21 protein-coding genes are annotated in these 20,758 nt (G+C 59.1%); 12 read left to right on the top strand and 9 right to left on the bottom strand.

The window, feature by feature from the left end; genetic code table 11:
• From EC919_RS05500 to EC919_RS05485, 4 genes are all read right to left on the bottom strand, one after another.
• The gene (locus EC919_RS05500) at window positions 1–3,441 is read right to left on the bottom strand and encodes a dermonecrotic toxin domain-containing protein (RefSeq protein ID WP_133771997.1); all 3,441 of its coding nucleotides are present in this window, start codon (window positions 3,439–3,441) and stop codon (window positions 1–3) included.
• A gap of 1,068 nt (window positions 3,442–4,509) precedes the next feature.
• Complete coding sequence (locus EC919_RS05495) at window positions 4,510–5,034, bottom strand: hypothetical protein (protein ID WP_133771995.1); 525 nt, start codon at window positions 5,032–5,034, stop codon at window positions 4,510–4,512.
• Between the two features lie 186 nt (window positions 5,035–5,220).
• Window positions 5,221–6,129, bottom strand: coding sequence for an SDR family oxidoreductase (locus tag EC919_RS05490; RefSeq protein WP_133771993.1), 909 nt, complete (start codon window positions 6,127–6,129; stop codon window positions 5,221–5,223).
• Between the two features lie 212 nt (window positions 6,130–6,341).
• Window positions 6,342–6,797 carry a flavodoxin gene (locus EC919_RS05485; protein ID WP_133771991.1) on the bottom strand — a complete coding sequence of 152 codons (456 nt, stop codon included), beginning with the start codon at window positions 6,795–6,797 and terminating at the stop codon, window positions 6,342–6,344.
• A gap of 374 nt (window positions 6,798–7,171) precedes the next feature.
• On the opposite strand from EC919_RS05485, the gene EC919_RS05480 reads away from it, so the two are divergent.
• The 7 genes from EC919_RS05480 (at window position 7,172) to EC919_RS05450 (ending at window position 11,150) form a co-directional block, all read left to right on the top strand.
• Window positions 7,172–7,777 (top strand): hypothetical protein, encoded by a 606-nt coding sequence (locus EC919_RS05480; RefSeq protein WP_133771989.1) that lies wholly within the window; start codon window positions 7,172–7,174, stop codon window positions 7,775–7,777.
• Window positions 7,778–7,965: 188 nt separating this feature from the next.
• Complete coding sequence (locus tag EC919_RS05475) at window positions 7,966–8,535, top strand: antibiotic biosynthesis monooxygenase (RefSeq protein WP_133771987.1); 570 nt, start codon at window positions 7,966–7,968, stop codon at window positions 8,533–8,535.
• A gap of 227 nt (window positions 8,536–8,762) precedes the next feature.
• Window positions 8,763–9,473 (top strand): dihydromonapterin reductase, encoded by a 711-nt coding sequence (gene folM, locus EC919_RS05470; protein ID WP_133771986.1) that lies wholly within the window; start codon window positions 8,763–8,765, stop codon window positions 9,471–9,473.
• A gap of 20 nt (window positions 9,474–9,493) precedes the next feature.
• Complete coding sequence (gene folE, locus EC919_RS05465) at window positions 9,494–10,054, top strand: GTP cyclohydrolase I FolE (protein WP_133771984.1); 561 nt, start codon at window positions 9,494–9,496, stop codon at window positions 10,052–10,054.
• A 4-nt stretch (window positions 10,055–10,058) separates the two neighbouring features.
• A complete protein-coding gene (folX, locus tag EC919_RS05460) occupies window positions 10,059–10,430 on the top strand; it encodes a dihydroneopterin triphosphate 2'-epimerase (RefSeq protein WP_133771982.1) in 372 nt (123 codons plus the stop codon).
• Window positions 10,431–10,519: 89 nt separating this feature from the next.
• Window positions 10,520–10,816 carry a DUF1244 domain-containing protein gene (locus EC919_RS05455; RefSeq protein ID WP_133771980.1) on the top strand — a complete coding sequence of 99 codons (297 nt, stop codon included), beginning with the start codon at window positions 10,520–10,522 and terminating at the stop codon, window positions 10,814–10,816.
• Window positions 10,809–11,150: a HopJ type III effector protein gene (locus EC919_RS05450; protein ID WP_166650493.1), complete on the top strand. Its 342-nt coding sequence runs from the start codon at window positions 10,809–10,811 to the stop codon at window positions 11,148–11,150. Before EC919_RS05455 ends, EC919_RS05450 begins: the two co-directional genes overlap by 8 nt.
• Before the next feature lie 85 nt (window positions 11,151–11,235).
• Here the strand turns inward: EC919_RS05450 and trxB are convergent, their stop codons facing one another.
• Window positions 11,236–12,198: a thioredoxin-disulfide reductase gene (gene trxB / locus EC919_RS05445; RefSeq protein WP_133771976.1), complete on the bottom strand. Its 963-nt coding sequence runs from the start codon at window positions 12,196–12,198 to the stop codon at window positions 11,236–11,238.
• Between the two features lie 388 nt (window positions 12,199–12,586).
• Here trxB and cysZ point away from each other — a divergent pair, with 388 nt between their 5' ends.
• Complete coding sequence (cysZ, locus tag EC919_RS05440) at window positions 12,587–13,342, top strand: sulfate transporter CysZ (RefSeq protein WP_133771974.1); 756 nt, start codon at window positions 12,587–12,589, stop codon at window positions 13,340–13,342.
• Between the two features lie 75 nt (window positions 13,343–13,417).
• On the opposite strand, the gene EC919_RS05435 is transcribed toward cysZ, so the two are convergent.
• Window positions 13,418–14,050 (bottom strand): DUF4234 domain-containing protein, encoded by a 633-nt coding sequence (locus tag EC919_RS05435; RefSeq protein WP_133771972.1) that lies wholly within the window; start codon window positions 14,048–14,050, stop codon window positions 13,418–13,420.
• 206 nt (window positions 14,051–14,256) lie between these two features.
• On the opposite strand from EC919_RS05435, the gene EC919_RS05430 reads away from it, so the two are divergent.
• Both EC919_RS05430 and EC919_RS05425 read left to right on the top strand, forming a co-directional pair.
• The gene (locus EC919_RS05430) at window positions 14,257–14,562 is read left to right on the top strand and encodes a hypothetical protein (protein WP_133771969.1); all 306 of its coding nucleotides are present in this window, start codon (window positions 14,257–14,259) and stop codon (window positions 14,560–14,562) included.
• 166 nt (window positions 14,563–14,728) lie between these two features.
• Entirely contained in the window at window positions 14,729–15,895 is a 1,167-nt protein-coding gene (locus EC919_RS05425) for a glycosyltransferase family 4 protein (protein ID WP_133771967.1), read from the top strand.
• A gap of 29 nt (window positions 15,896–15,924) precedes the next feature.
• Here EC919_RS05425 and EC919_RS05420 read toward each other — a convergent pair whose 3' ends face one another.
• From EC919_RS05420 to EC919_RS05410, 3 genes are all read right to left on the bottom strand, one after another.
• A complete protein-coding gene (locus EC919_RS05420; protein WP_133771965.1) occupies window positions 15,925–17,028 on the bottom strand; it encodes an NADH:flavin oxidoreductase in 1,104 nt (367 codons plus the stop codon).
• 124 nt (window positions 17,029–17,152) lie between these two features.
• Window positions 17,153–17,635 carry a glutathione peroxidase gene (locus EC919_RS05415; protein WP_133771963.1) on the bottom strand — a complete coding sequence of 161 codons (483 nt, stop codon included), beginning with the start codon at window positions 17,633–17,635 and terminating at the stop codon, window positions 17,153–17,155.
• A gap of 114 nt (window positions 17,636–17,749) precedes the next feature.
• Window positions 17,750–18,235: an FKBP-type peptidyl-prolyl cis-trans isomerase gene (locus tag EC919_RS05410; protein ID WP_074884740.1), complete on the bottom strand. Its 486-nt coding sequence runs from the start codon at window positions 18,233–18,235 to the stop codon at window positions 17,750–17,752.
• Between EC919_RS05410 and EC919_RS05405 the strand changes: the two genes are divergently transcribed.
• Window positions 18,218–18,565 carry a DUF3565 domain-containing protein gene (locus EC919_RS05405; protein ID WP_133772579.1) on the top strand — a complete coding sequence of 116 codons (348 nt, stop codon included), beginning with the start codon at window positions 18,218–18,220 and terminating at the stop codon, window positions 18,563–18,565. The two genes, EC919_RS05410 and EC919_RS05405, sit on opposite strands and share 18 nt — an antisense overlap.
• Before the next feature lie 94 nt (window positions 18,566–18,659).
• Window positions 18,660–20,753: a phosphate acetyltransferase gene (gene pta / locus EC919_RS05400; protein ID WP_133771961.1), complete on the top strand. Its 2,094-nt coding sequence runs from the start codon at window positions 18,660–18,662 to the stop codon at window positions 20,751–20,753.
• Window positions 20,754–20,758: the final 5 nt, after the last annotated feature.

Raw genomic sequence — 20,758 nt, 5'->3', positions numbered from 1 at the left:
TCAGGAGCGAGCCAGCGACCCAGAGCTGTTCTTCGCCTTTTCCAGTTGTTTCAACTTTTCGGCCTTGCGGATCGATCGTGCCTGTCTGCCTGCCTTGAATGCACCGAAGGCCGCTTTGGCGAAATAGCCCCGCGCGCGCGCTCGGTCGCCATCCTGGTAAGCCTGAACGCCGCGATACAGATCCACCGCAGCGTGCAGGGCCGTCCACACCAGCTTAGTCATCGGGTTAAGGTCAGCCAGATAACCGCCGTATTTACGTATGAATGTATACGTGTTGAGCAAGCGTCGTTCGGCAACGCTCTCGGTTTGGGCATCAATATCAACGATCAAGTGCTGCACGGCGATACCGTGCAGCCCTTCCAGGCTTTTGATCGGAGTTGAATGGCTGACCATGTACGGATTGCCATCTATCACCGATGACATCTCGAGCTTTTGCATGAGCGAGCCAATGATGCGCTGGGCTCTGTAAGGGACCCGATCATAGTAATAACGACTCATGCCTGGCCGCGCAACGGAGCGCACGACGTCTTCTTCCTGACGAAACAGATGGCCGTCCGGCGCCCCTGGGGTGTAGACCCATGCTCCCAGCCGGGCATTGTCCTGGGCCGGTTTGAAAACGTAGATGCCGGCAAAGGCTTTGTGCTCCATCATCAGCAGATGGAAAGATCCAGGCGTCTGGGCCGTGTTACCGACAATGCTGCTGTCCAGGCTTGAGGCCATTCTGACAAGCCACATGTACTGATCGGGAGTCAGCCGGCCTGCGATGTATTCGGTCAGCGCGTCACGGCGCAGCTCATAATGTGTCTTGCGCGCGAAGAGAGCGCGAACCCTGGGTGGCGGCGAGTTGGTCAGCCCTTGCGTATGCCGGCGCAACTCGGCGATGTACTCATCGGCATAATTGGACCCGCGGATCATTTCATCCACGAACGCCCCCGAAAGCGCGGACACATCCTGGCCAATGGAGGAATACACAGCGGCATCGGGGGCGAAGGCATAGTCTTCTTCCGAGTAACCCACCATGAACAGGTCGGTCAGGCACCGTAGCGTCGTGTACCGCCCAAAATCCGGCTCCCCATCGCCCGTGCTGCCGTCCAGATCAAAAAACACGGTGTCCGGGTCGATGCGCCCCGGTACTCCAGAGGCCTTCAGATGCTTGTCGATCAAGCGCTCGCACTCCTGACGGGCAGCGGCGCGCCATGGAATGACGCCGAAACTGTCATAGGCTTTCTGCAGCGCCGAGACCCGCTGTTCCAACACCACCGCCGCCATCCGATCCTGCCGGGTGATGTGTGGCGCACGAGCGCTGGAGACGATTCGATTGCGGGTCAGCATCTGCTCGATCTTGTAGTGACTCAAGCTCGACATCGCCTCAGTGAAGGAGGAAGCGTTGACGGTGACGAACAGCACACTGTCAACATTCCAGGCTGAAGGCTTCAACCGAAGGCTTTCAATGTAGGGCACCACGTGCTGGTCGGCATTAACCACGGTCTGATCCAGCAGGTACTGGGCCCCGCGGGCGCTGGCCGTCCAGCCGCCAACTTCAAACGACAACTTGCGCCAGCTGTCGAAATCGAACAGATCGCGTCCACTCGGATGTCCCGGGGCGTAGAGCACATAAAACGCGTCATCGCCGTGGGTCTCCCTGATGACCACCACATCTTCCAGTCTGCGGTCGCCGCCCTTCAGATACAGGCCACCGACACTCAAGGCGCGGCTGCTGCCGAGGTTCGACTGCGCTTGCTCGACCAACGCGAGACCACGATCGGAAAGATGACCCTGGAGTTTCGCCGCCCACGCGCTCAAGGCGATTGTGCTGGCACGCAACGCCGCCATGGCGTCCAGTGTGGTCTGGTCGCGATAACGACGCTCCAGTTCGCTCTCGAAGCGTTGTTTCAGATCAAGATCTTTCAGCAAGCGGCAGATGAACTCGAAGTCCAGTCGCGAGTGTGCATACGCAGGATCAACCTCGACATTAGGTCCCCGTTGCAGGTCGAGCTCCGGCAGGCCATTGAGGGCAAACCCTAACAATGTATCGGTGTAGACAGCGTTGAGCGGCCCGCTGGCGAACGCCATTTCGTCCGGCAGATTGATCGTCACTTTTGCCGGATCAACGGTAAAGCCCAGATGCTTCATCAAATAAGCAGCGATTTCGTTGCGGGCGAAGATTTCGGGCGACTCGGTGCCAGCCATCTGCGCCTGCATCAGCGCTTCACATCGTGACTGCTCGGCGGCGAGCCTGTCGTAGCGATGCCGATCTTCAGCGGCAGCGAACCTGATCCCATCGGGCAGACGTCGCTCCTGAATGAACGCCAGCAGGGCGAGGTAGCGGACGTTCAATGCCTCATCCAGATCGTCAAGGCGGCTGGCGTCATCGAACATTTGCAACCGTGCCTCGAACTCGGCGTCCATCGACGGAGCATCCGCGAGCAGATGGTTGATGTCGCGCAGCTGTTTTTCACGCAAGCGAGTCATCCAGTGGCTCGCGGGCTTTTCTTTGAGCCGCGAATATTCTACTTGCAGGGCGCCTGCCGGGATGCTGTCCAGCGACATCTGGTCGGCGAGGGACAGGCACCCTGCCAGCAGATACCGAGTGGCATCCTGCTCCAGACGGTGTGTCAGCGCGGCGCTCATTTCACTGACTGTGGCGAACTTCTCCACGCCGGCCGCCGGGGTGAGGAGATAGATGCCCCCATGACTGCCATCGGCAGTCAGCGGCATGACATCGACATCGTTCGCAGTCGCTGCGTAAACCCCTGCAAGGGGCAGCAGTGTCCCTTGCGGGGTGCGCAACGACAGGCCATAACGACCGTTGGCATCGGTGTCCCCGACAACACGCAACAGACGGGTCTCGTCTTGAGCGTCCAGTTCGCCGCGGCCCTTGGCCAGTCGAATGGCGTGCCCGTAAATCCAGGACTGCAATGTCCCGAAGACTTCCTCACGTGTGCCGGTAACGGCACTTTCACCGGGAATGGATTTGAACGTCGGCTCGTCCACTTCCCAATACGCATTGAGTCTGAACTTCAAATAGCCGGGCAATTGTGAGATCAGGTCCTCGCACATTGCCCTGAACGCTCCAACGCCAAACCCCGGCAACGTATAGGCGACATGGGAGGAATCTTTACGCGTCGAGAGAACGGCCTGTGGGTCATCCAGGTAAACCCTGTCCCCCATGAGGGCGTGTAGCAGGACATCAGTCAGACAGAGCGGGGCGGGATCGGCTCCCCCGGCATCCTCCCTGTGAATGAAAAGCGCGTCGGGATTGGGAAATGGCCTGAGTCGACCAAGTTGTTCGGCCAGCATTTGCCTGGCAGCCTCGCGCACAGTGGGAGCCTGACGCAGTTGCGAAACGATCAGCGCTGACAGCTCGGCCTCGTGATTGGCGTGATCGAGCAGCGAACTCGGCTTCGTATCGGTGTCATTGTTGAAAATATGATCAGTCATCTTATACAGCTCCATGATGACCGCCCTCGCCACCAAGGCATCCAGCCAAAGTGTGAAATACGTGAGCAGTCCAAAAGAGCTGTTATTAAAAGTGCTGCACCGCTGACCGATGGAATAACTATTGATGCCACGCGGCTGTGTGCGTCGACGGTTTATGCGGGAAAAGGGCCCCTTTCAACGCCGCCCGTGGAGTCATCCTACTGTTGCTGCGGCTGTAAAACTGCATGTCATAAAGCGCGCTGTTTCAGTGACAGCAAACCCCTTAACCTTCGCGCCATCCGAGCACAGCCCCTAACGCCTTCGCAGGAACGCCGTTTTTGAACGGACAGGATGTGCTTGCCCCTTGTCACCGACGTTGTGTTTTGAAGCTCCTGGATTCAACGTCTTATTTGGCCGCTGCGATTGCAGCGGCTTTTTTTTGCTTTGGGGTCAGTGACGATTTCCAGAGTCTTTATGCTTGCGATGGTCCATCCTCCCTCTCAAAAACAAAGCTCAGAAAAATCCCACAGCATTTCTAGCGACATTCCTACGCGATGTTCTGTTTAAACATTAGTCATCGGCGAGGTGGAGACACCGCGCGACGATACCCAACAATAAATGGCTAATGGAGCTCTTAACATGTTCAAGAAAAACTGACCTCGCTGATTCTGGTGGCAAGTCTGGCGTCGCTTGCTGGTGTAGCAACAGCCGAACCAGCTGCAATCAACTTGAATTTCTGCACCAAGATTTCAGGCGCTATCCCGGCCGGCACCGTTAACCCGAATGAGGAGCGGGTGATCTACGGACCGTACACGGTGACTTGCGGGACGACTTCCCATCACTTCAACGTGACAGGCGCTTCAGGGCAAGTTCCTGTGTTCGTCCAACAGCTTCAAGGGGGAAATTGGTCTTCGATAACTAGACCGATGTACGACCCATCAGGCTTGTTCGGTGCTGGCACATTCCGGCTGGTGATCGATAATCGACAAAGTCCTAAGTCAACCAGCTACTCCGGAAGCTACGTCGTCCCCATGTAACAGCTGAAGGCCTGGGGCACATTGGCTGTGTCCCGGGCCGCACCTACATCCCTCAGGCGCGAATATTCACCAATGAGCGCTCACGAGGACGCTTTGCATGTTCCTCCAGCGCCATCAGCACAGAAACAGCGGTATTCAGATCCACCACGGCGCCTCTCGCCATTTCATTGCCTTGCTTGATAGAGTCCTGCAGTCGATCGAATTGCTGGGTGAAGAACTCATACGCATTGACCTCCTTATCCATATTAATCTCGTTTCCTAGCGCATCGAACTCGACATTGATGCTAGACATAGAGCCAATAAGGTCTCCATCGATAATTCCTTGCTCGGCCAGTAGAACGCCGATTTCCATCAGTTGCCTGTTACTGGTCTTACGAGGATCAAATCCAGACAGATTGATGTTCAAGCCCTCCAGCTTTTTAACATCAGGAATGCTCTTGTCCGCCCAGTACTGACGCACCTTCTGCTTAACCGCCTCCTCTTGAGGATTGAGGCCGGAGCGCACGTTAAATTGCTTGTCCGGGACAGCGCTGTATACCCTCAGCCGCTCCTGCACCTTACTCAAATTGCCAATCATAAAACCTCCTGAAAACCGGTTGATTCTCAGGACGTGTCGGGCGATGCCGGACGGGGTTGAGGCTGAAAAACTGAAGACGGAATCATTGCCTCATTCAGAGACCGTTCCTACGTCGCGGCGAATAACCCTCCTACAAAAACGGCCAGTTCGATCACTCGAACTGGCCGCTAATCGATCAAAGAGCGATCAGGCAAATTTCTGCAGATTGGCCATCATTTCCTTGAGCGCTTCGACGTTGTCAGCGGGATGCACGGCGTCGCTGAAGTCACTGATGGCTTGCCACTGCGCCGCGACGTCTTCCGGTGAAAAGCCTGCGCGTGGGTCAAAGCCGGCGCCCAGGCTGCGCTCCCAGCGGACTTTGCCGATCCAGCCACCGCCCACTTCGTATAGGCCGGCGCTGTCCTGACACTGCTCGCTGCCCAGGTACACCACCAGCGGGCTGACCAACTCGGGCTTAAGCAGATCGAACACACTGGCCGGGATCAGGCCTTCGGTCATGCGAGTGCCACCGGTGGGGGCGATGGCGTTGACGAGGATGTTGTTTTTACGCCCTTCAACCGCCAGCGTGCGGGTCAACCCGTACAGGCCGAGCTTGGCCATGCCGTAGTTGGCCTGACCGAAGTTGCCGTAGATGCCGGAGGTGGATGAGGTAAAGATGATGCGGCCGTAGTTCTGGTCACGCAGATGGGGCCAGGCCGCGCGGGTGACTTTGTAAGCGCCTTCGACATGCACGCGGTAAACCAGATCCCAATCGGCGTCGTCCATTTTGGCGAAGCTTTTGTCGCGCAGAATGCCGGCGTTGTTGACCACAACGTCGACGCGGCCGAATGCATCGAGCGCGTGCTGGACGATCTTGTCGCCGTCGGTGACCGAGTCATGATTGGCAACCGCCTCGCCGCCCGCTTCACGGATTTGCGCGACCACACGATCGGCCGCTGAGGCGTTGGCTCCTTCGCCATGGGCCGAACCGCCGAGGTCGTTGACGATCAGCCGCGCGCCGTGTTGCGCGAACAACAACGCGTGGGCTCGCCCCAATCCCCCGCCCGCTCCGGTGACCACCACCACTTTGCCTTCAAAACGTACGGACTCGCTCATGTCGCTCTCCCCAATGATGAAGCCGGCTCTGCTCCCACTGCCCTGAATTTATCAGGAGTCAGCAAAAGCAGAAGCAGGCGCAATGGTCATCGAGTGTCAACGACTCGTAGTCGGGTCACAATCAACACGGGACACGCTGAATAGTGATCAATAACGCTGGGGGATGGCTTGGGCATGTCTCGGCCGAGATGGGGTCGTCAAGCGCTCGCCATTTAACCGTTCAGATGCCCGATGAACTCCGCCAGCCAGGGCTCGGCATCGCTTTCCGGGGTGACGGTCTCGCTGGCGTCCAGACGCAGCATCTCCTGCACCTCGAGAATCCCCAGTTCACCGAACAGCTCGCGCATCAACTCGCCGCCTGCACAAAACGTATCGCCATAACTCGCGTCGCCCAAGGCGATCACGCCGCCAGGCAGGCCACGCCAGGCAGCAGGCAGCACGTCACGGATCTGATGATAGAGCGGTTGAATGTTGTCCGGCAGCTCGCCCATCCCGGTGGTCGAGCTCACGGCCAGCAGGGCCTGGGGTGCAAAGGCCTGCAAATCGGCCAGGCTGGCGCGCGGATTGAACAGCACCTCGTGCCCCGCATCCTTGATGATCTGTTGGGCGTGGCGGGCGACCTCTTCAGCCGAGCCATACACCGAGCCCGCAATAATCGCGACTTTCATGGGTTCATCCTGTGACGGGGTAAAATCGTGCGGCATTATGCCTCAGCTCGGCGCGATGTCTTGGACGCCTGACCTCGCGCTGCAGCAGAAAACGCCAAGTGTCGAGCGCCCTCGTTGATGAAAATGACTTTCAACAATGGCGGAAACTTCCTGTCCCATTCCTGTTACCTGTACTACTTTCAGATCGGTGCTCAAATGTAGTGATGGTCAGCTATCCGCCTGGCGGACAGGGGTCGAGTTAAATGCCGAACGGGTGCAAGCTCGGCTGGAGAATGAAATCCTGAAGGGTTAACATCTTGCAACTGACGAACGGTCGCAACCAAAAAGCGAACCATCTGTCTGCTCTTTCAATAACCGGTTAATCGAGCTCGACCATGCAGCGCGACAACATTCTCACGCCGGATGAACTGGAGTTCATCCAGAACATGCAGCACAACCCCACGCTGAATCTGGGCGACAAGTCCAGCAGCCTGGTGGTGAACGGCGGCGTGCAGATTCAGGATCTTCTCACGCGTCTGGCGGCCCATGAGCAAGTCACGATCCAGGCCCAGTTCGATAATCAGCAAATGACCTTCCCGCTGCATCTAGTCGAAGACGAATTTCATGCGCTGCATCTGGAGCTGGGGGCGCCGAGCATCTTCGAGGAAGGCCCGCGCATTCGCCCATGGCGTCTGATACTGCCTGAGCCAATCCCCCTGGAAACCGAAAAAGGCTCGCTCACCGCACTGTGGGTCCATGAAGTCTCCTTCAAAGGCATCCTGCTGGAAATGCGCAAACAGACCAAGCCGCCGAAGTCCTTTGCCGCGTGGTTCACACCTCAGGGCTATGCGCCAATTGCGTTGCGTGGCACCTTCGAACGCCTGAACCATCATGGCCTTGCGGCGTATCGGTTGAGTCAGAACAATAAAGAAGACACTGAACGCCTGCGTCAGTACATTCTTCAGGAACACCGCAAGATTCACCCCTCCATGCACCTCTAGGATTGTCTGATCAGGCGATCCTGTGCCCCACTCCTCTCCCGTCCGACAAACGCCGCTGGCTTTATCGCAGGTTTCAGGAATAATCCTTGCTTGCTTTTCCCAGTGAAGCTGACGCATCGCCACCACCCCGGCAGCGCGTCATGTGATTTCCCTACCCGGGAAGCTCACTTGTTTATCGGAGATACACAATGTCTACCTCACCCGTCACGCTGATGGTTGCCCGTCGCGTCGCCCATGGCCGCTATCAGGAACTGATTGCCTGGCTGCATGAAGGCGAACAACTCGCTACAGACTTCCCCGGCTATCTAGGGTCAGGCGTGCTCGCTCCGCCGCCCGGGGATGACGAATTCCAGATTATTTTCCGCTTCGCCGATGAAGCCACCATGCACGCCTGGGAGCATTCTGCCTCCCGACGCTCCTGGCTGGTGCGCGGCAGTGGTCTGTTCGCCAAAAATTCAGTGCACCGCGTCAGCGGCATCGACGGCTGGTTCGGCGCCGTCGGTCAGCGCCCGCCGCGCTGGAAGCAAGCCGTTGCCATCTGGCTGGCGTTCTTTCCGGTGTCACTGATCTTCAACTTCGTGCTGGGCCCGCTGCTCGGTCAGCTGGAGCTGTTCCCGCGCATCATGATCAGCACCTTGATCCTCACACCGCTGATGGTGTTCTGGTTCATCCCGCTGTCGACCCATCTGTTGGCGGGGTGGCTGCACAGCAACACCCCGGCTCAGATCAACGGGACAGAACCGGCGTCTCCTCGCTAGCCTTCGGCGACGAGCGTTCTCTCGGCAGGTGCGGCGAGCGCCGGCCGTACACTGCCGACGCAGGACTGCCTCAAAAACATGTACAGCTTTCTGTAGTTGTACAAGAACCGACCGTTGGGGTAACTTTGCCCCACGGTCGTTTTCGATGGTGCAAGCGAGCACTCACTGCTTGCCATTCAGCACCGACTCGCCCGACCTCTTTCCCCGTTTAAGAATGCGTGACGACCATGGCCTGCTCCCCTGCCCCTGTCTTGATCACTGGTGCCAGCCAGCGCGTCGGGCTGTATTGCGCCGAGCGTCTGTTGGCAGAAGGCCAGCCGGTGATCATCACCTACCGCAGTGAGCGGCCGGGCGTGCAGCGCTTGCGGACGCTGGGCGCTGTAGTACTTCAGGCTGATTTTTCGTCGGAGACGAGCGTGCTGGATTTCATCGCACGACTCAAAGTGCAGACTGACAGCCTCAGGGCCATCGTGCATAACGCTTCAGACTGGCTGGCCGAGACGCCGGGAGAAGAAGCTGACGTGTTCATGCAGATGTTCAGCGTGCACATGCTGGCGCCCTACCTCATCAATCTGCACTGCGCCGACTTGTTGAGACGCTCGGCGACGGCCGACATTATTCACATCAGCGACGATGTCACCCGCAAGGGCAGCAGCAAGCACATCGCTTACAGCGCCAGCAAGGCAGGGCTGGAAAACCTGACCCTGTCCTTCGCTGCCAGGTTTGCGCCCCATATCAAGGTCAACGGCATCGCTCCGGCGATGCTGATGTTTAAACCCGACGACGACGCGGCATACCGCGCACGCACACTGGAGAAATCGGCACTGGGGATCGAACCTGGCGCCGAGGTGATTTACCAGAGCGTGCGCTATCTGCTGGATAACCCTTACGTCACCGGCACCACTCTGACCGTAAACGGCGGACGGCACGTCAAGTAAGCCGCCCCGAGGAACCATTGATGACCCTGTCACTGCCACAGCATTACCGTGAAATCCTCGTCGGCCTGGGTGAAGATCCTGAACGCGAAGGCCTGCTGGACACGCCCAAGCGCGCGGCCAAGGCGATGCAATACCTGTGTCATGGCTACGCGCAGACGCTGGATGAGATCGTCAACGGCGCGCTGTTTGCCTCCGCGAGCGACGAGATGGTCATCGTCAAAGACATCGAGCTGTATTCGCTGTGCGAGCATCACTTGCTGCCCTTTATCGGCAAGGCTCACGTGGCTTACATTCCTACCGGGAAAGTCCTGGGCCTCTCGAAGATCGCGCGCATTGTCGACATGTACGCACGACGCCTGCAGATTCAGGAAAACCTGACGCGGCAAATCGCCGATGCGATTCAGGACGTGACCAAGGCGGCAGGCGTGGCCGTAGTGATCGAGGCTCAACACATGTGCATGATGATGCGCGGCGTTGAAAAGCAGAACTCGACCATGAACACCTCGGTGATGCTCGGCGCCTTCCGCGAGTCGACCACGACCCGCATGGAATTTCTGCAATTGATCGGACGGAGCAAGTAGTCCAATGGCAAGACTCGAACCCGGCACCGCACGCATCAGGGTCAAAGACCTGTGCCTGCGCACGTTTATCGGCATCAACGAGGACGAAATCCTCAACAAGCAGGATGTGCTGATCAACCTGACGATCCTGTACGCGGCGCAGGAAGCGGTGCGCGACAATGACATTGATCACGCGCTGAACTACCGGACCATCACCAAGGCCATCATCCAGCACGTGGAAAGCAACCGCTTTGCCCTGCTCGAGCGCCTGACCCAGGAAGTGCTGGACCTGGTGATGACCCATGAGGCGGTGCAATACGCCGAAGTCGAAGTGGACAAGCCCCACGCGTTGCGTTTCGCCGAATCGGTGTCGATCACCCTGGCAGCCGCGCGCTGATTCCTGCGCTCGCCGTTGCAGGCCCACGCTTGTCCGGCCTGCCTGCCACTCTTATCATCCGCCCATCTTTACTTCCGACAGAGCACACCATGACCGAGCAACAACGTCTTGAACTCGAAGCCGCCGCTTTCCGCCGTCTGGTCGCGCACCTGGACAGCCGCAAGGACGTGCAGAACATCGACCTGATGAACCTTGCCGGTTTCTGTCGCAACTGTCTGTCCAAGTGGTACAAGGCCGAGGCCGACGAGAAGCACATCGACATCACCCTCGATGACGCCCGCGAAGTGGTTTACGGCATGCCGTACAGCAAGTGGAAATCCACTTACCAGAAAGAGGCCAGCGCCGAACAGCAAGCCACGTTCGCCAAGGAACCGAAGCATGACTGACCTGAACGCCCTGCGCGCCAGCCTGGCCAGCGGCAATCATCTGTTCGCCGACACGCTGGCCTTCATCGCCGCCCATTACGATTATCAGCCTCAGGCGTTCAGCAACGGCCCGGTGGAAAACGCCGCTGGCCAGAACGAAGGTTCTTGCAAGACTCTCAGCCTGGCGCTGCTGGAAGGCCTGAGCGATGAAGAAGCGCTGCTGGCATTTGGTGAGCACTACCGCTCTGTGCTCGATACGCCGGAAGGTTCGGACCACGGCAACATTCGAGCGCTGGTTGCCAACGGTCTGGCCGGCGTGAAGTTCTCTGCCGAGCCGCTCAAGCCCAAGGCCTGAGTGCGCGTTTGACGCTGAAAAGGCACGTTTGCCAGACATAAAAAAACCGGCTCAATGAGCCGGTTTTTTGCAGCTGTAGATCAGGTCAGAACGAAACGTTCGCCAGACCGTCCAGGTAACGCTCGACGTCCAGTGCAGCCATGCAGCCAGCGCCAGCCGAAGTGATGGCCTGACGGTAGACGTGATCCGCCACGTCGCCGGCAGCGAAAACGCCGTCAACGCTGGTGGCCGTCGCATTACCTTCGCGACCGCCTTGAACGACCATGTAGCCGTCTTTCAACGCCAACTGACCGTCAAACAGGCTGGTATTCGGCGTGTGGCCGATGGCGATAAACACGCCATCGACAGTCACTTCGGAATAGCTACCGTCGTTGTTCTTCAAGCGCGCACCGGTCACGCCCATGTTGTCGCCCAAGACTTCGTCCAGGGTGGCGTTGAGTTTGAGCTCGATCTTGCCCTCGGCGACACGTGCATGCAGCTTGTCGATCAGGATCTTCTCGGCACGGAAGGTATCGCGACGGTGAACCAGAGTAACCTTGCTGGCGATGTTGGCCAGGTACAGCGCTTCCTCTACAGCGGTGTTGCCGCCGCCGATCACTGCGACCGGCTTATTGCGATAGAAGAAACCGTCGCACGTCGCGCAGGCCGAAACGCCCTTGCCCATGAACGCTTCTTCGGACGGCAGACCGAGGTAACGGGCGCTGGCGCCGGTGGCGATGATCAGCGCGTCACAGGTGTAAGTGGCGTTGTCGCCCTTCAGGCTGAACGGCTTGCCCGCCAGATCCACTGCATTGATGTGATCGAAAACGATCTCGGTCTCGAAACGCTCGGCGTGCTCACGCATACGCTCCATCAATGCCGGGCCGGTCAGGCCGTGGGGGTCGCCCGGCCAGTTGTCAACTTCGGTGGTGGTGGTCAATTGACCCCCCGCCTGCATCCCGGTGATCAGCAACGGCTTGAGGTTGGCGCGCGCGGCATAGACTGCAGCGCTGTAACCGGCAGGGCCGGAGCCGAGAATAATCACTCGCGAATGACGTACATCAGACATGACACACTCCTATTGACCGGCCATCGTTACGCGTGGTCGGAGTCACTGGGTCTGAACCGGCGCACCGGTTGAGAGGATTGGGACTGGCGGGGCCTGTGGCTACAAGGGCTGCCCGCCGATCCTGAAAACTTGAAGCTGCCACTTGTTAGGCACAGCAACAGTGAAAGTTGGCCGCAAGCTTATCGAGGCGGAGAAGATTAAGGAAATATCGTTTCACAATCCAGCTCATAGGCCAGCCCTATGTCCATCCGCTGCTTTTTGCGAACGGGGTCGTGCATAGACTTTACCGCTGCGGGATTGTTTCAGCGAATGTCGCACCCGCAGCAGCGCTTCCGCCCCTGTCGCAAAGCCGGTAAGGTCGGCGCGATATCACTGCCTGGAGGCACACATGCCTGCACCCGTCCTGTCTGGCCCGCAATACCTGCGCGAAGGCCTGAAACTGGTCCTGAGCCCTGGCTTGCGCCTGTTCGTCCTGCTGCCGTTGGCGATCAATCTGGTGCTGTTCAGCGCCATGATCTACTTCGCCGGCCACGAATTCAGGCTCTGGGTCGACTCCTTCATGCCGACCCTGCCCGGCTGGCTCAGCTTTCTCAACTACATCCTGTGGCCACTGTTCGTGGTACTTGTGGCCCTGATGGTGTTCTTCACCTTCACCATGATCGCCAACATCATCGCCGCGCCGTTCAACGGCTTTCTTGCGGAGAAGGTGGAAGTAGTCCTGCGCGGGACGGATGATTTTCCCGCGTTCAGTTGGGGCGAGCTGGTCGAGATGGTCCCGCGCACCCTGAGCCGGGAAATGCGCAAACTGGGCTACTTTCTGCCCCGTGCCATCGGGCTATTCATCCTCTCGTGGATCCCCGTGGTGAACCTCGTCGCCGCGCCGCTTTGGCTGATGTTCGGCGTGTGGATGATGGCCATCCAATACATCGACTACCCCGCCGACAACCACAAAATGAGCTGGCAAGACATGCTCGCCTGGCTGCGTGCCAAACGGTGGCAGAGCATGAGTTTCGGCGGGATTGTGTATCTGGTGCTGCTGATACCGGTGGTCAACATCCTGATGATGCCGGCGGCGGTGGCGGGAGCGACGTTGTTCTGGGTGAGGGAGCGTGGGGCGGAGACGCTGGCAGAGCGGATTCGCTGATACAGAGAAAAGGCCTCGATTGAGGCCTTTTTGTGTGAGTGCAGGCTCTACCAGTGTTGCCACTCGCTCCTCTGGCTAAAGGCCACGGCTGGAGAAATACATTCTGATAGCTTCAATCATGACAATGATAACTACCACAACTACCCAGCACATTAAGCCCAGCATCGCCCATACACCTTCACCGAAGGTAGAACCACACTTGCAGCTTCCCTCGGCGTCGCGGTTCAGCTGGTTAATGAACGACTGCACTCTGAGCATGATCAGGAACTGTGCAAACGTCGAAATGACGGATATCCCTAACGGGATAAGTCCAAGGCCTGCCGAAGCGATGCCTTTCGAACTTGTTGCGATGTTGTGGACGAACACGACAAGTGACGGGGCGAATGCCAGAAGAATCATAACTGCCGCAAGCGTGCCCCAATGAGGCATCCCACGCTGCCCTTTCTCCTTCAGCAAGGCGTCGACCTTGCCAAACATGGACGGCACATAAATCAGTCCGAAAATGGCGCGCAGAACCGGCCAGATCGGCTTCGCCGAATACGCCTTATACCTCGACCAGTTTTTGTAATACCAGTAGAGCCCGTACAACCCGCAAGTGATAAACATCATCACCGTCAACTTGACCAGCGATACCGTATAAAACGGCGGACCGCTCGTAGGCAAAGCCGTCAAATCGGCAGCAGGTGGTGTATTGAATTGTTCGGACACAGCGTTTCCTCCAGAAGTTGAGGCGACGCATGCTAAAGGCGGAAACACTCTTTTAATCAACCTCGGGAAAATCAGGACGATTCCTACGACGGTATTCGCCACTTCCCACAGCCTTCCTGTTTAACCATGGGCATGCCCACTCCGGGCGAGTATTTGCCGCCGCACTTCAATCGCGCGGCGTAGTCACCAACAGGAGTTAAATGCCCATGGAATCAACACCCCTGACCACCCCACTAAAAACAACCGCCAATCCTGCGTCCTTTGTGATGGATCGACAGAAGAAGCCGGAGCCCCATGCCCCCGCGTTTATGCAAGCACTGGCGCAGGCGACTCAGCCGTTCGTTTCACACACCCTCAAGGCTGAATCCGCGAACCTTGCCAGGCCCGCAGAACCCCGTTCGCACCTGCAACTGACCAGCCTGAACCCGGTGCAGACGCACTACGTGCCAGAACCGGCTGCCTTCGAGCGCATCGGTGAGTCGCGGCTTGTGCCTTTCACCGTTAGCGGGTGACGCGCCCTTCGTCTGCGCAGTCATGCTCGAACCTGATCGGGGCGGATGCCGTTAAACCGGTCAGGATCTGACGAGGCCAATACCCAATCCCGGACAGCCATTTGCAGTCACAAATCCATCATTCAACCGCCACACAAGCGCAATGCCCCCCTCAGAAACTGATCTCATGAGTAAATCCCTGCGCATTACCCTGATCACCGAAACCTATGCCCCCGAAATAAACGGCGTGGCCAATACGCTCAGCCGTTTGTGCGACGGTCTGCGCCTGCGGGGGCATCGGGTGGAGGTGATTCGGCCACGGCAAAGCGAGGACGAACTGCGAGCGGCTGGCGAGGATTTGATGTTGTGCCGTGGCTGGCCGATTCCGGGATACCCCGGGATGCAGTGGGGGCAGTCGTCGATGCACAAGCTGTTGCGCCGCTGGCAGCGCAATCGTCCGGACGTGCTGTATATCGCGACAGAAGGCCCGCTCGGTCTCTCGGCATTGCGTGCCGCGCGGCGGCTGGGGATTGCCATCGTCAGCGGGTTTCACACCAACTTTCAGCACTACACGCGGCAATACGGGCTGAGCTTCGTCACTCGTCTGCTGACGACTTACCTGCGCTGGTTTCACAACCGCTCGAACGCCACCCTGGTGCCCAGTTTCACGCAGAAAACCGAACTCGAACGCCGAGGCTTCGAGCGATTGGAATTGCTGTCCCGGGGCGTCGACTGCCAGTTGTTTCACCCGTCGAAGCGTTCGAGTGCGCTGCGTGAAGGCTGGGGCCTTGAACCAGGCGATACGGCGGTCCTGCATGTGGGACGGCTGGCGGCGGAGAAAAACCTGGGCCTGCTGAAGACCACCTTTGATGGTCTGGTCAGCACCTATCCCGAAAAGAACCTGCGGCTGGTGATTGTTGGCGATGGACCGGTCAGGCCGACTCTGCAACGTCAGCTCCCGAATGCCATCTTCTGCGGCACCCAGCGCGGGGATGCACTGGCAGCGCATTATGCGTCGAGCGATTTGTTTCTGTTTCCGAGCCTGACCGAAACCTTCGGCAACGTGGTGCTGGAAGCGTTGGCGTCAGGCTTGGGCGTTGTCGCCTATGACGAAGCGGCGGCGGCCCAGCATATTCGCCACGGCCACAACGGCGCGGTGGCGATGCCAAGGGATGAGGAAGGCTTCATCGATGCCGCACGCTGGATGCTGGAGGATGACGAAACGTTGCGCCGGGTCAGACTCAATGCCCGGCAGCACGCGAGTCGCCAGGGATGGGCCGGGATCATCGACTCATTCGAGACTTACCTGCGCGCTGCAAGCGAGACGCAGGACGGGGTTGTTTTAGGGGTGTAGTCACCCATCAAACCCGTGATACCGGACCGTCACTCTAGCCGCGTCAGTGCTTCGCGGCTGAACGGCAAAATATCGTGCTCGCGGCCTTCCTTCACTTTCATCGCCCAGTCCGGATCGACCAACAGGGCGCGGCCTACCGCGACCAGATCGAATTCCTCGTCACCGAGGCGCTTTAGCAGGTTCTCAAGGCTCGCCGGCTGGGCGACTTTGTCGGTGTTGACCATGAACTGCAAAAACTCGCCGTCAAGCCCGACGCTGCCCACCGTGATGGTCGGTTTACCGGTGAGCTTGCGCGTCCAGCCGGCCAGGTTCAGGTCGGAGCCTTCGAACTCGGGCTCCCAGAAACGCCGCGTTGAACAGTGGAAAATGTCCACTCCCGCGTCGGAAAGCGGCTGGAGAAACGCGTCGAGTTCTTCCACCGTTTGCACCAGCCTTGCGGTGTAATCCTGCTGCTTCCACTGGGAGTAGCGAAAGATGATCGGGTAATCCGGACCCACTGCTGCCCTCACGGCCTGAATCAGTTCGATGGCAAAGCGGGAACGATGCGCAAGGTCGCCGCCGTATTCGTCGGTACGCTGATTGGTGCCTTCCCAGAAAAACTGATCCACCAGATAGCCATGGGCGCCATGGATCTCGACGCCGTCCATGCCGATGGCCTTGGCGCCCTTCGCCGCCTGGGCGAACGCCGCGATGACCTCGTCGATGTCTTGCTGGCTCATACCATGAACGACAACGTTGCCGTCCTTGAGCTTCTCGGTCGGGCCATAGGCCGGCACGGTGCCATCGGGCTCGGTGCCCAGACGGCGCAAAGCGCCCACGTGCCAGAGTTGCGGCACGATCTTGCCGCCTTCTTCATGAACCGCTTCCACCACTTTACGCCACCCCTCCAGCGCTGCTTCGCCGAAGAACTGCGGCACGTTCGGGTAGCCATTGGAGGCCTTGTGCCCAACGGTGGTGCCTTCGGTGATGATCAAGCCCACGCCCGCAGACGCACGACGACGGTAATACTCGATCACTTTGGCATTCGGTACGCCGCCGGGTGAAAACGAGCGGGTCATCGGCGCCATGACGATGCGCGTTGGCAACACGAGGCTGCCCATGTGGAAGGGTTTGAACAGGGCTTGAGCAGGCATTCAGACGTCCTCGGCATTCTGGAAATATGATGAAGGTCATACAGAATGAGCCGAAGCGCGAGTGATACGAAGCACTATTGACTGGAGTGATTAAGGCTCAGAAGAAGCACAGCAAAGCGAAATACTAGGGGAGTGCCTTCTCGATCGCACTCACCACTTTGGCGTCATCCGGGAGTGTGCTGGGTGAGAAGCGTGCCAGAACCCGTCCATCCTTCCCGACGAGAAATTTCTCGAAGTTCCAGGTGATGTCTCCGGGAAACTCGGCGCCTTCGCCCGCGAGCATCTGGTACAGCCGATGCCGGTGCGGTCCATTGACGTCGAGCTTGCCGCCCAGCGGAAAGGTCACGCCGTAGTTCAGCGAGCAGAACGCCTGGATCTCTTCCTGACTGCCAGGCTCCTGGCCGGCGAACTGGTTGCACGGCAACCCGAGGACACTGAAGCCCTGGTCTTTGTATTTCTGATACAGGGTTTCCAGCGCAGCGTATTGCGGCGTCAGGCCACACTTTGATGCGACGTTGACCACCAGAACCACTTTGCCCTTGAGCGGGGCGAGGGGTAGCTCCTGGCCATCCAGAGCCTTCAACTTCAGCTCGTGAAATACACTCATGACAACTCCCCTAGAAACCCTTGGCCGAAAAAGGCGCCCTGTCAGACCGCAAAAACACATGTTTTCACAAGACCGCGAGGACGCCTGGCCAGCTCACTCAGCTTAGCAGGACAATCAGTGGTGATGACCACCTTCGCCGTGCACGTGACCGTGGGCCATTTCTTCTTCGCTGGCATCACGGATGGCAACGATCTTCACATCGAAGTTCAAGCGTTGACCGGCCAGCGGGTGGTTACCGTCGACAGTGACGTCGTCGCCGTCCAGATCGCGGATGGTGACGATCTGCATCTGGCCGTCCGGCGCAGAGGCGTGGAACTGCATGCCGACTTCCAGCTCGTCGACGCCTTCAAACATGCTGCGGTTGAGGGTGCTGACCAGTTCGGCGGAGTATTCGCCGTACGCGTCTTCAGGCTCGATGGCCACTTTCAGTTCGTCGCCGACTTCCTTGCCATCCAGCGCCTTTTCCAGACCCGGGATGATATTGCCTGCGCCTTGCAGGTAAACCAGCGGCGCGCCGCCGGCAGAACTGTCGATGACCTCACCAGCGTCATTGGTCAGGGTATAGTCGATGGAGACAGCCTTATTGGCGGCGATCGGCATGGGGCGAGACCTTTTGCAAATAGATATGAGCGGCCAAGTCTAACCAAGCAATCGCGCGAAAGCGAACGCAACTCAGACGGACGGCCCCGATTGCAATCCCCGAAAGCCCCCTCCCCCCACTCGATCATTACCGGCTTTGTTCAGGACCCGGACGGGCACTGGGTGGTTGAGCTGTCCTGCGGTCACACCCAGCATTTGCGTCACGATCCGCCCTGGCAATCCCGCGCCTGGGTGCTTGATCCGGCGCAGCGCCAGGCAACAATCGGCCAGACCTTTCACTGCGGCTGGTGCGCGTCGGGGTCAGATAACGATAACCTTGGGCCCCGTTGAGACGCTGCGACTGAACAGCGTCCTGGTTTATCCGGTCCGATGGCTGAATTCATAACGCCATGACCCTTGCACTGCTCATTTTCGAGAAGCCCGCATGCAGACTTTCTTTATCGCGCCCACAGATTTTGGTGTGGGCCTGACGTCCATCAGCCTCGGGCTGGTGCGCACCCTGGAGCGCGCCGGGCTCAAGGTCGGTTTTTTCAAGCCGATCGCTCAGCCTCATCCCGGGGATCTGGGCCCTGAACGCTCGACTGAACTGATCGCCCGCACCCACGGCCTCAAACCGCCCAAGCCATTGGGATTAGCCCACGTCGAACGCATGCTCGGCGAAGGCCAACTGGACGAGCTGCTGGAAGAAATTATCAATCTGTACCAAGAGGCCTCGATTGGCCGCGACGTGCTGATCGTGGAAGGCATGGTCCCGACCCGCAGCGCCAGTTATGCCGCGCGAGTGAACCTGCACATGGCCAAGGCGCTGGATGCGGAAGTCATTCTCGTATCAGCCCCGGAAAACGAAGTGCTGACCGAGCTTTCCGGCCGCGTCGAGCTGCAGGCGCAAATGTTCGGCGGCCCGAAAGACCCGAAAGTGCTCGGCGTGATCCTCAACAAAGTGCGCACCGACGAGAGCATGGAAGCCTTCTCGGCGCGGCTCAAGGAACACTCGCCGCTGTTGCGCAGCGGTGATTTCCGTTTGCTCGGCTGCATCCCGTTTCAGGCCGACCTGAACGCCCCGCGCACCCGCGACGTCGCCGATCTGCTGGGTGCGCAAGTGATCAATGCCGGCGATTACGAACAGCGGCGCATGTCTAAAATCATCATTTGCGCCCGCACGGTGCTCAACACACTGCAACTGCTCAAGCCGGGCGTGCTGGTGGTCACTCCTGGGGATCGCGATGACATCATTCTGGCCGTGAGCCTGGCGACGCTCAACGGCGTGCCGTTGGCCGGGTTGCTGCTGACCAGCGACACCCTGCCCGACCCGCGCATCATGGACCTGTGCCGAGGCGCGTTACAGGCCGGGTTGCCGGTGCTGTCGGTGAGCACCGGTTCGTACGACACCGCGACGCAGCTCAATCAGCTGAACAAGGAAATCCCCATCGATGACCGCGAACGCGCGGAGATCATCACCGATTTCGTCGCCAGCCATCTGGATGCCAACTGGCTGCATCAGCGCTGCGGCACGCCCCGTGAGATGCGCCTGTCGCCCGCAGTATTTCGTTATCAATTGATCCAGCGCGCCCAGGCGGCAAACAAACGCATCGTGTTGCCCGAAGGCGCCGAGCCGTTGACCGTACAAGCGGCCGCCATTTGTCAGGCCCGCGGCATTGCCCGCTGCGTGCTGCTGGCCAAGCCCGAGGAAGTGAACGCCGTGGCGCGAGCCCACGGCATCGAACTGCCACCGGGCCTGGAGATTCTCGACCCGGATCAGATCCGCGAGCGCTACGTCGCGCCGATGGTCGATCTGCGCCGCAGCAAAAACCTGAACGCGCCAATGGCCGAGCAGCAGTTGGAGGACCCGGTAGTGATTGGCACCATGATGCTGGCCCTCGACGAAGTGGACGGGCTGGTGTCAGGGGTGATCCATTCGACCGCCAACACGATTCGGCCTGCCTTGCAGCTGATCAAGACGGCACCGGGCTGCACCCTCGTCTCATCGGTGTTTTTCATGCTGTTTCCGGAGCAGGTGCTGGTGTACGGCGACTGCATCATGAACCCGCATCCGACCGCCACCGAACTCGCGGAGATCGCCGTGCAGAGCGCGGATTCGGCCGTCGCGTTCGGCCTTTCGCCCCGGGTGGCGATGATCAGCTACTCCAGCGGTAATTCGGCCAGCGGCGAAGAAGTGGAAAAAGTGCGCGAAGCCACGCAACTGGCGCGTGAAACCCAGCGCGGGCTGTTGATCGATGGGCCCTTGCAATACGACGCCGCCGCCAACGAACACGTCGCCCGGCAACTGGCGCCGGACAGTCCGGTGGCGGGTCGCGCCAACGTGTTCGTGTTTCCGGATCTGAATACAGGCAACACGACCTACAAGGCGGTGCAGCGCAGTGCGGATTGCGTGAGCCTCGGCCCGATGCTGCAAGGCCTGCGCAAGCCGGTCAATGATCTGCCGCGCGGCGCTCAGGTCGACGACATCGTCTATACCATTGCACTGACGGCGATTCAGGCGGCCACCTTGCCGCAATAACATTG

The sequence above is a fragment of the Pseudomonas graminis genome (assembly GCF_004364335.1).
Classification (GTDB): Bacteria; Pseudomonadota; Gammaproteobacteria; order Pseudomonadales; family Pseudomonadaceae; genus Aquipseudomonas; species Aquipseudomonas graminis_D.
The sequence above is the reverse complement of the archived record's forward strand: the minus strand, read 5'-3'. Positions and strand labels throughout refer to the sequence as shown.

Excerpts from the sequence above, each read along its gene's own strand:
- EC919_RS05500 (WP_133771997.1), bottom strand. The coding sequence starts at position 3,441 with ATGACTGATCATATTTTCAACAATGACACCGATACGAAGCCGAGTTCG.
- EC919_RS05495 (WP_133771995.1), bottom strand. The coding sequence starts at position 5,034 with ATGATTGGCAATTTGAGTAAGGTGCAGGAGCGGCTGAGGGTATACAGC.
- EC919_RS05490 (WP_133771993.1), bottom strand. The coding sequence starts at position 6,129 with ATGAGCGAGTCCGTACGTTTTGAAGGCAAAGTGGTGGTGGTCACCGGA.
- EC919_RS05485 (WP_133771991.1), bottom strand. The coding sequence starts at position 6,797 with ATGAAAGTCGCGATTATTGCGGGCTCGGTGTATGGCTCGGCTGAAGAG.
- EC919_RS05480 (WP_133771989.1), top strand. The coding sequence starts at position 7,172 with ATGCAGCGCGACAACATTCTCACGCCGGATGAACTGGAGTTCATCCAG.
- EC919_RS05475 (WP_133771987.1), top strand. The coding sequence starts at position 7,966 with ATGTCTACCTCACCCGTCACGCTGATGGTTGCCCGTCGCGTCGCCCAT.
- folM (WP_133771986.1), top strand. The coding sequence starts at position 8,763 with ATGGCCTGCTCCCCTGCCCCTGTCTTGATCACTGGTGCCAGCCAGCGC.
- folE (WP_133771984.1), top strand. The coding sequence starts at position 9,494 with ATGACCCTGTCACTGCCACAGCATTACCGTGAAATCCTCGTCGGCCTG.
- folX (WP_133771982.1), top strand. The coding sequence starts at position 10,059 with ATGGCAAGACTCGAACCCGGCACCGCACGCATCAGGGTCAAAGACCTG.
- EC919_RS05455 (WP_133771980.1), top strand. The coding sequence starts at position 10,520 with ATGACCGAGCAACAACGTCTTGAACTCGAAGCCGCCGCTTTCCGCCGT.
- EC919_RS05450 (WP_166650493.1), top strand. The coding sequence starts at position 10,809 with ATGACTGACCTGAACGCCCTGCGCGCCAGCCTGGCCAGCGGCAATCAT.
- trxB (WP_133771976.1), bottom strand. The coding sequence starts at position 12,198 with ATGTCTGATGTACGTCATTCGCGAGTGATTATTCTCGGCTCCGGCCCT.
- cysZ (WP_133771974.1), top strand. The coding sequence starts at position 12,587 with ATGCCTGCACCCGTCCTGTCTGGCCCGCAATACCTGCGCGAAGGCCTG.
- EC919_RS05430 (WP_133771969.1), top strand. The coding sequence starts at position 14,257 with ATGGAATCAACACCCCTGACCACCCCACTAAAAACAACCGCCAATCCT.
- EC919_RS05425 (WP_133771967.1), top strand. The coding sequence starts at position 14,729 with ATGAGTAAATCCCTGCGCATTACCCTGATCACCGAAACCTATGCCCCC.
- EC919_RS05420 (WP_133771965.1), bottom strand. The coding sequence starts at position 17,028 with ATGCCTGCTCAAGCCCTGTTCAAACCCTTCCACATGGGCAGCCTCGTG.
- EC919_RS05415 (WP_133771963.1), bottom strand. The coding sequence starts at position 17,635 with ATGAGTGTATTTCACGAGCTGAAGTTGAAGGCTCTGGATGGCCAGGAG.
- EC919_RS05410 (WP_074884740.1), bottom strand. The coding sequence starts at position 18,235 with ATGCCGATCGCCGCCAATAAGGCTGTCTCCATCGACTATACCCTGACC.
- pta (WP_133771961.1), top strand. The coding sequence starts at position 18,660 with ATGCAGACTTTCTTTATCGCGCCCACAGATTTTGGTGTGGGCCTGACG.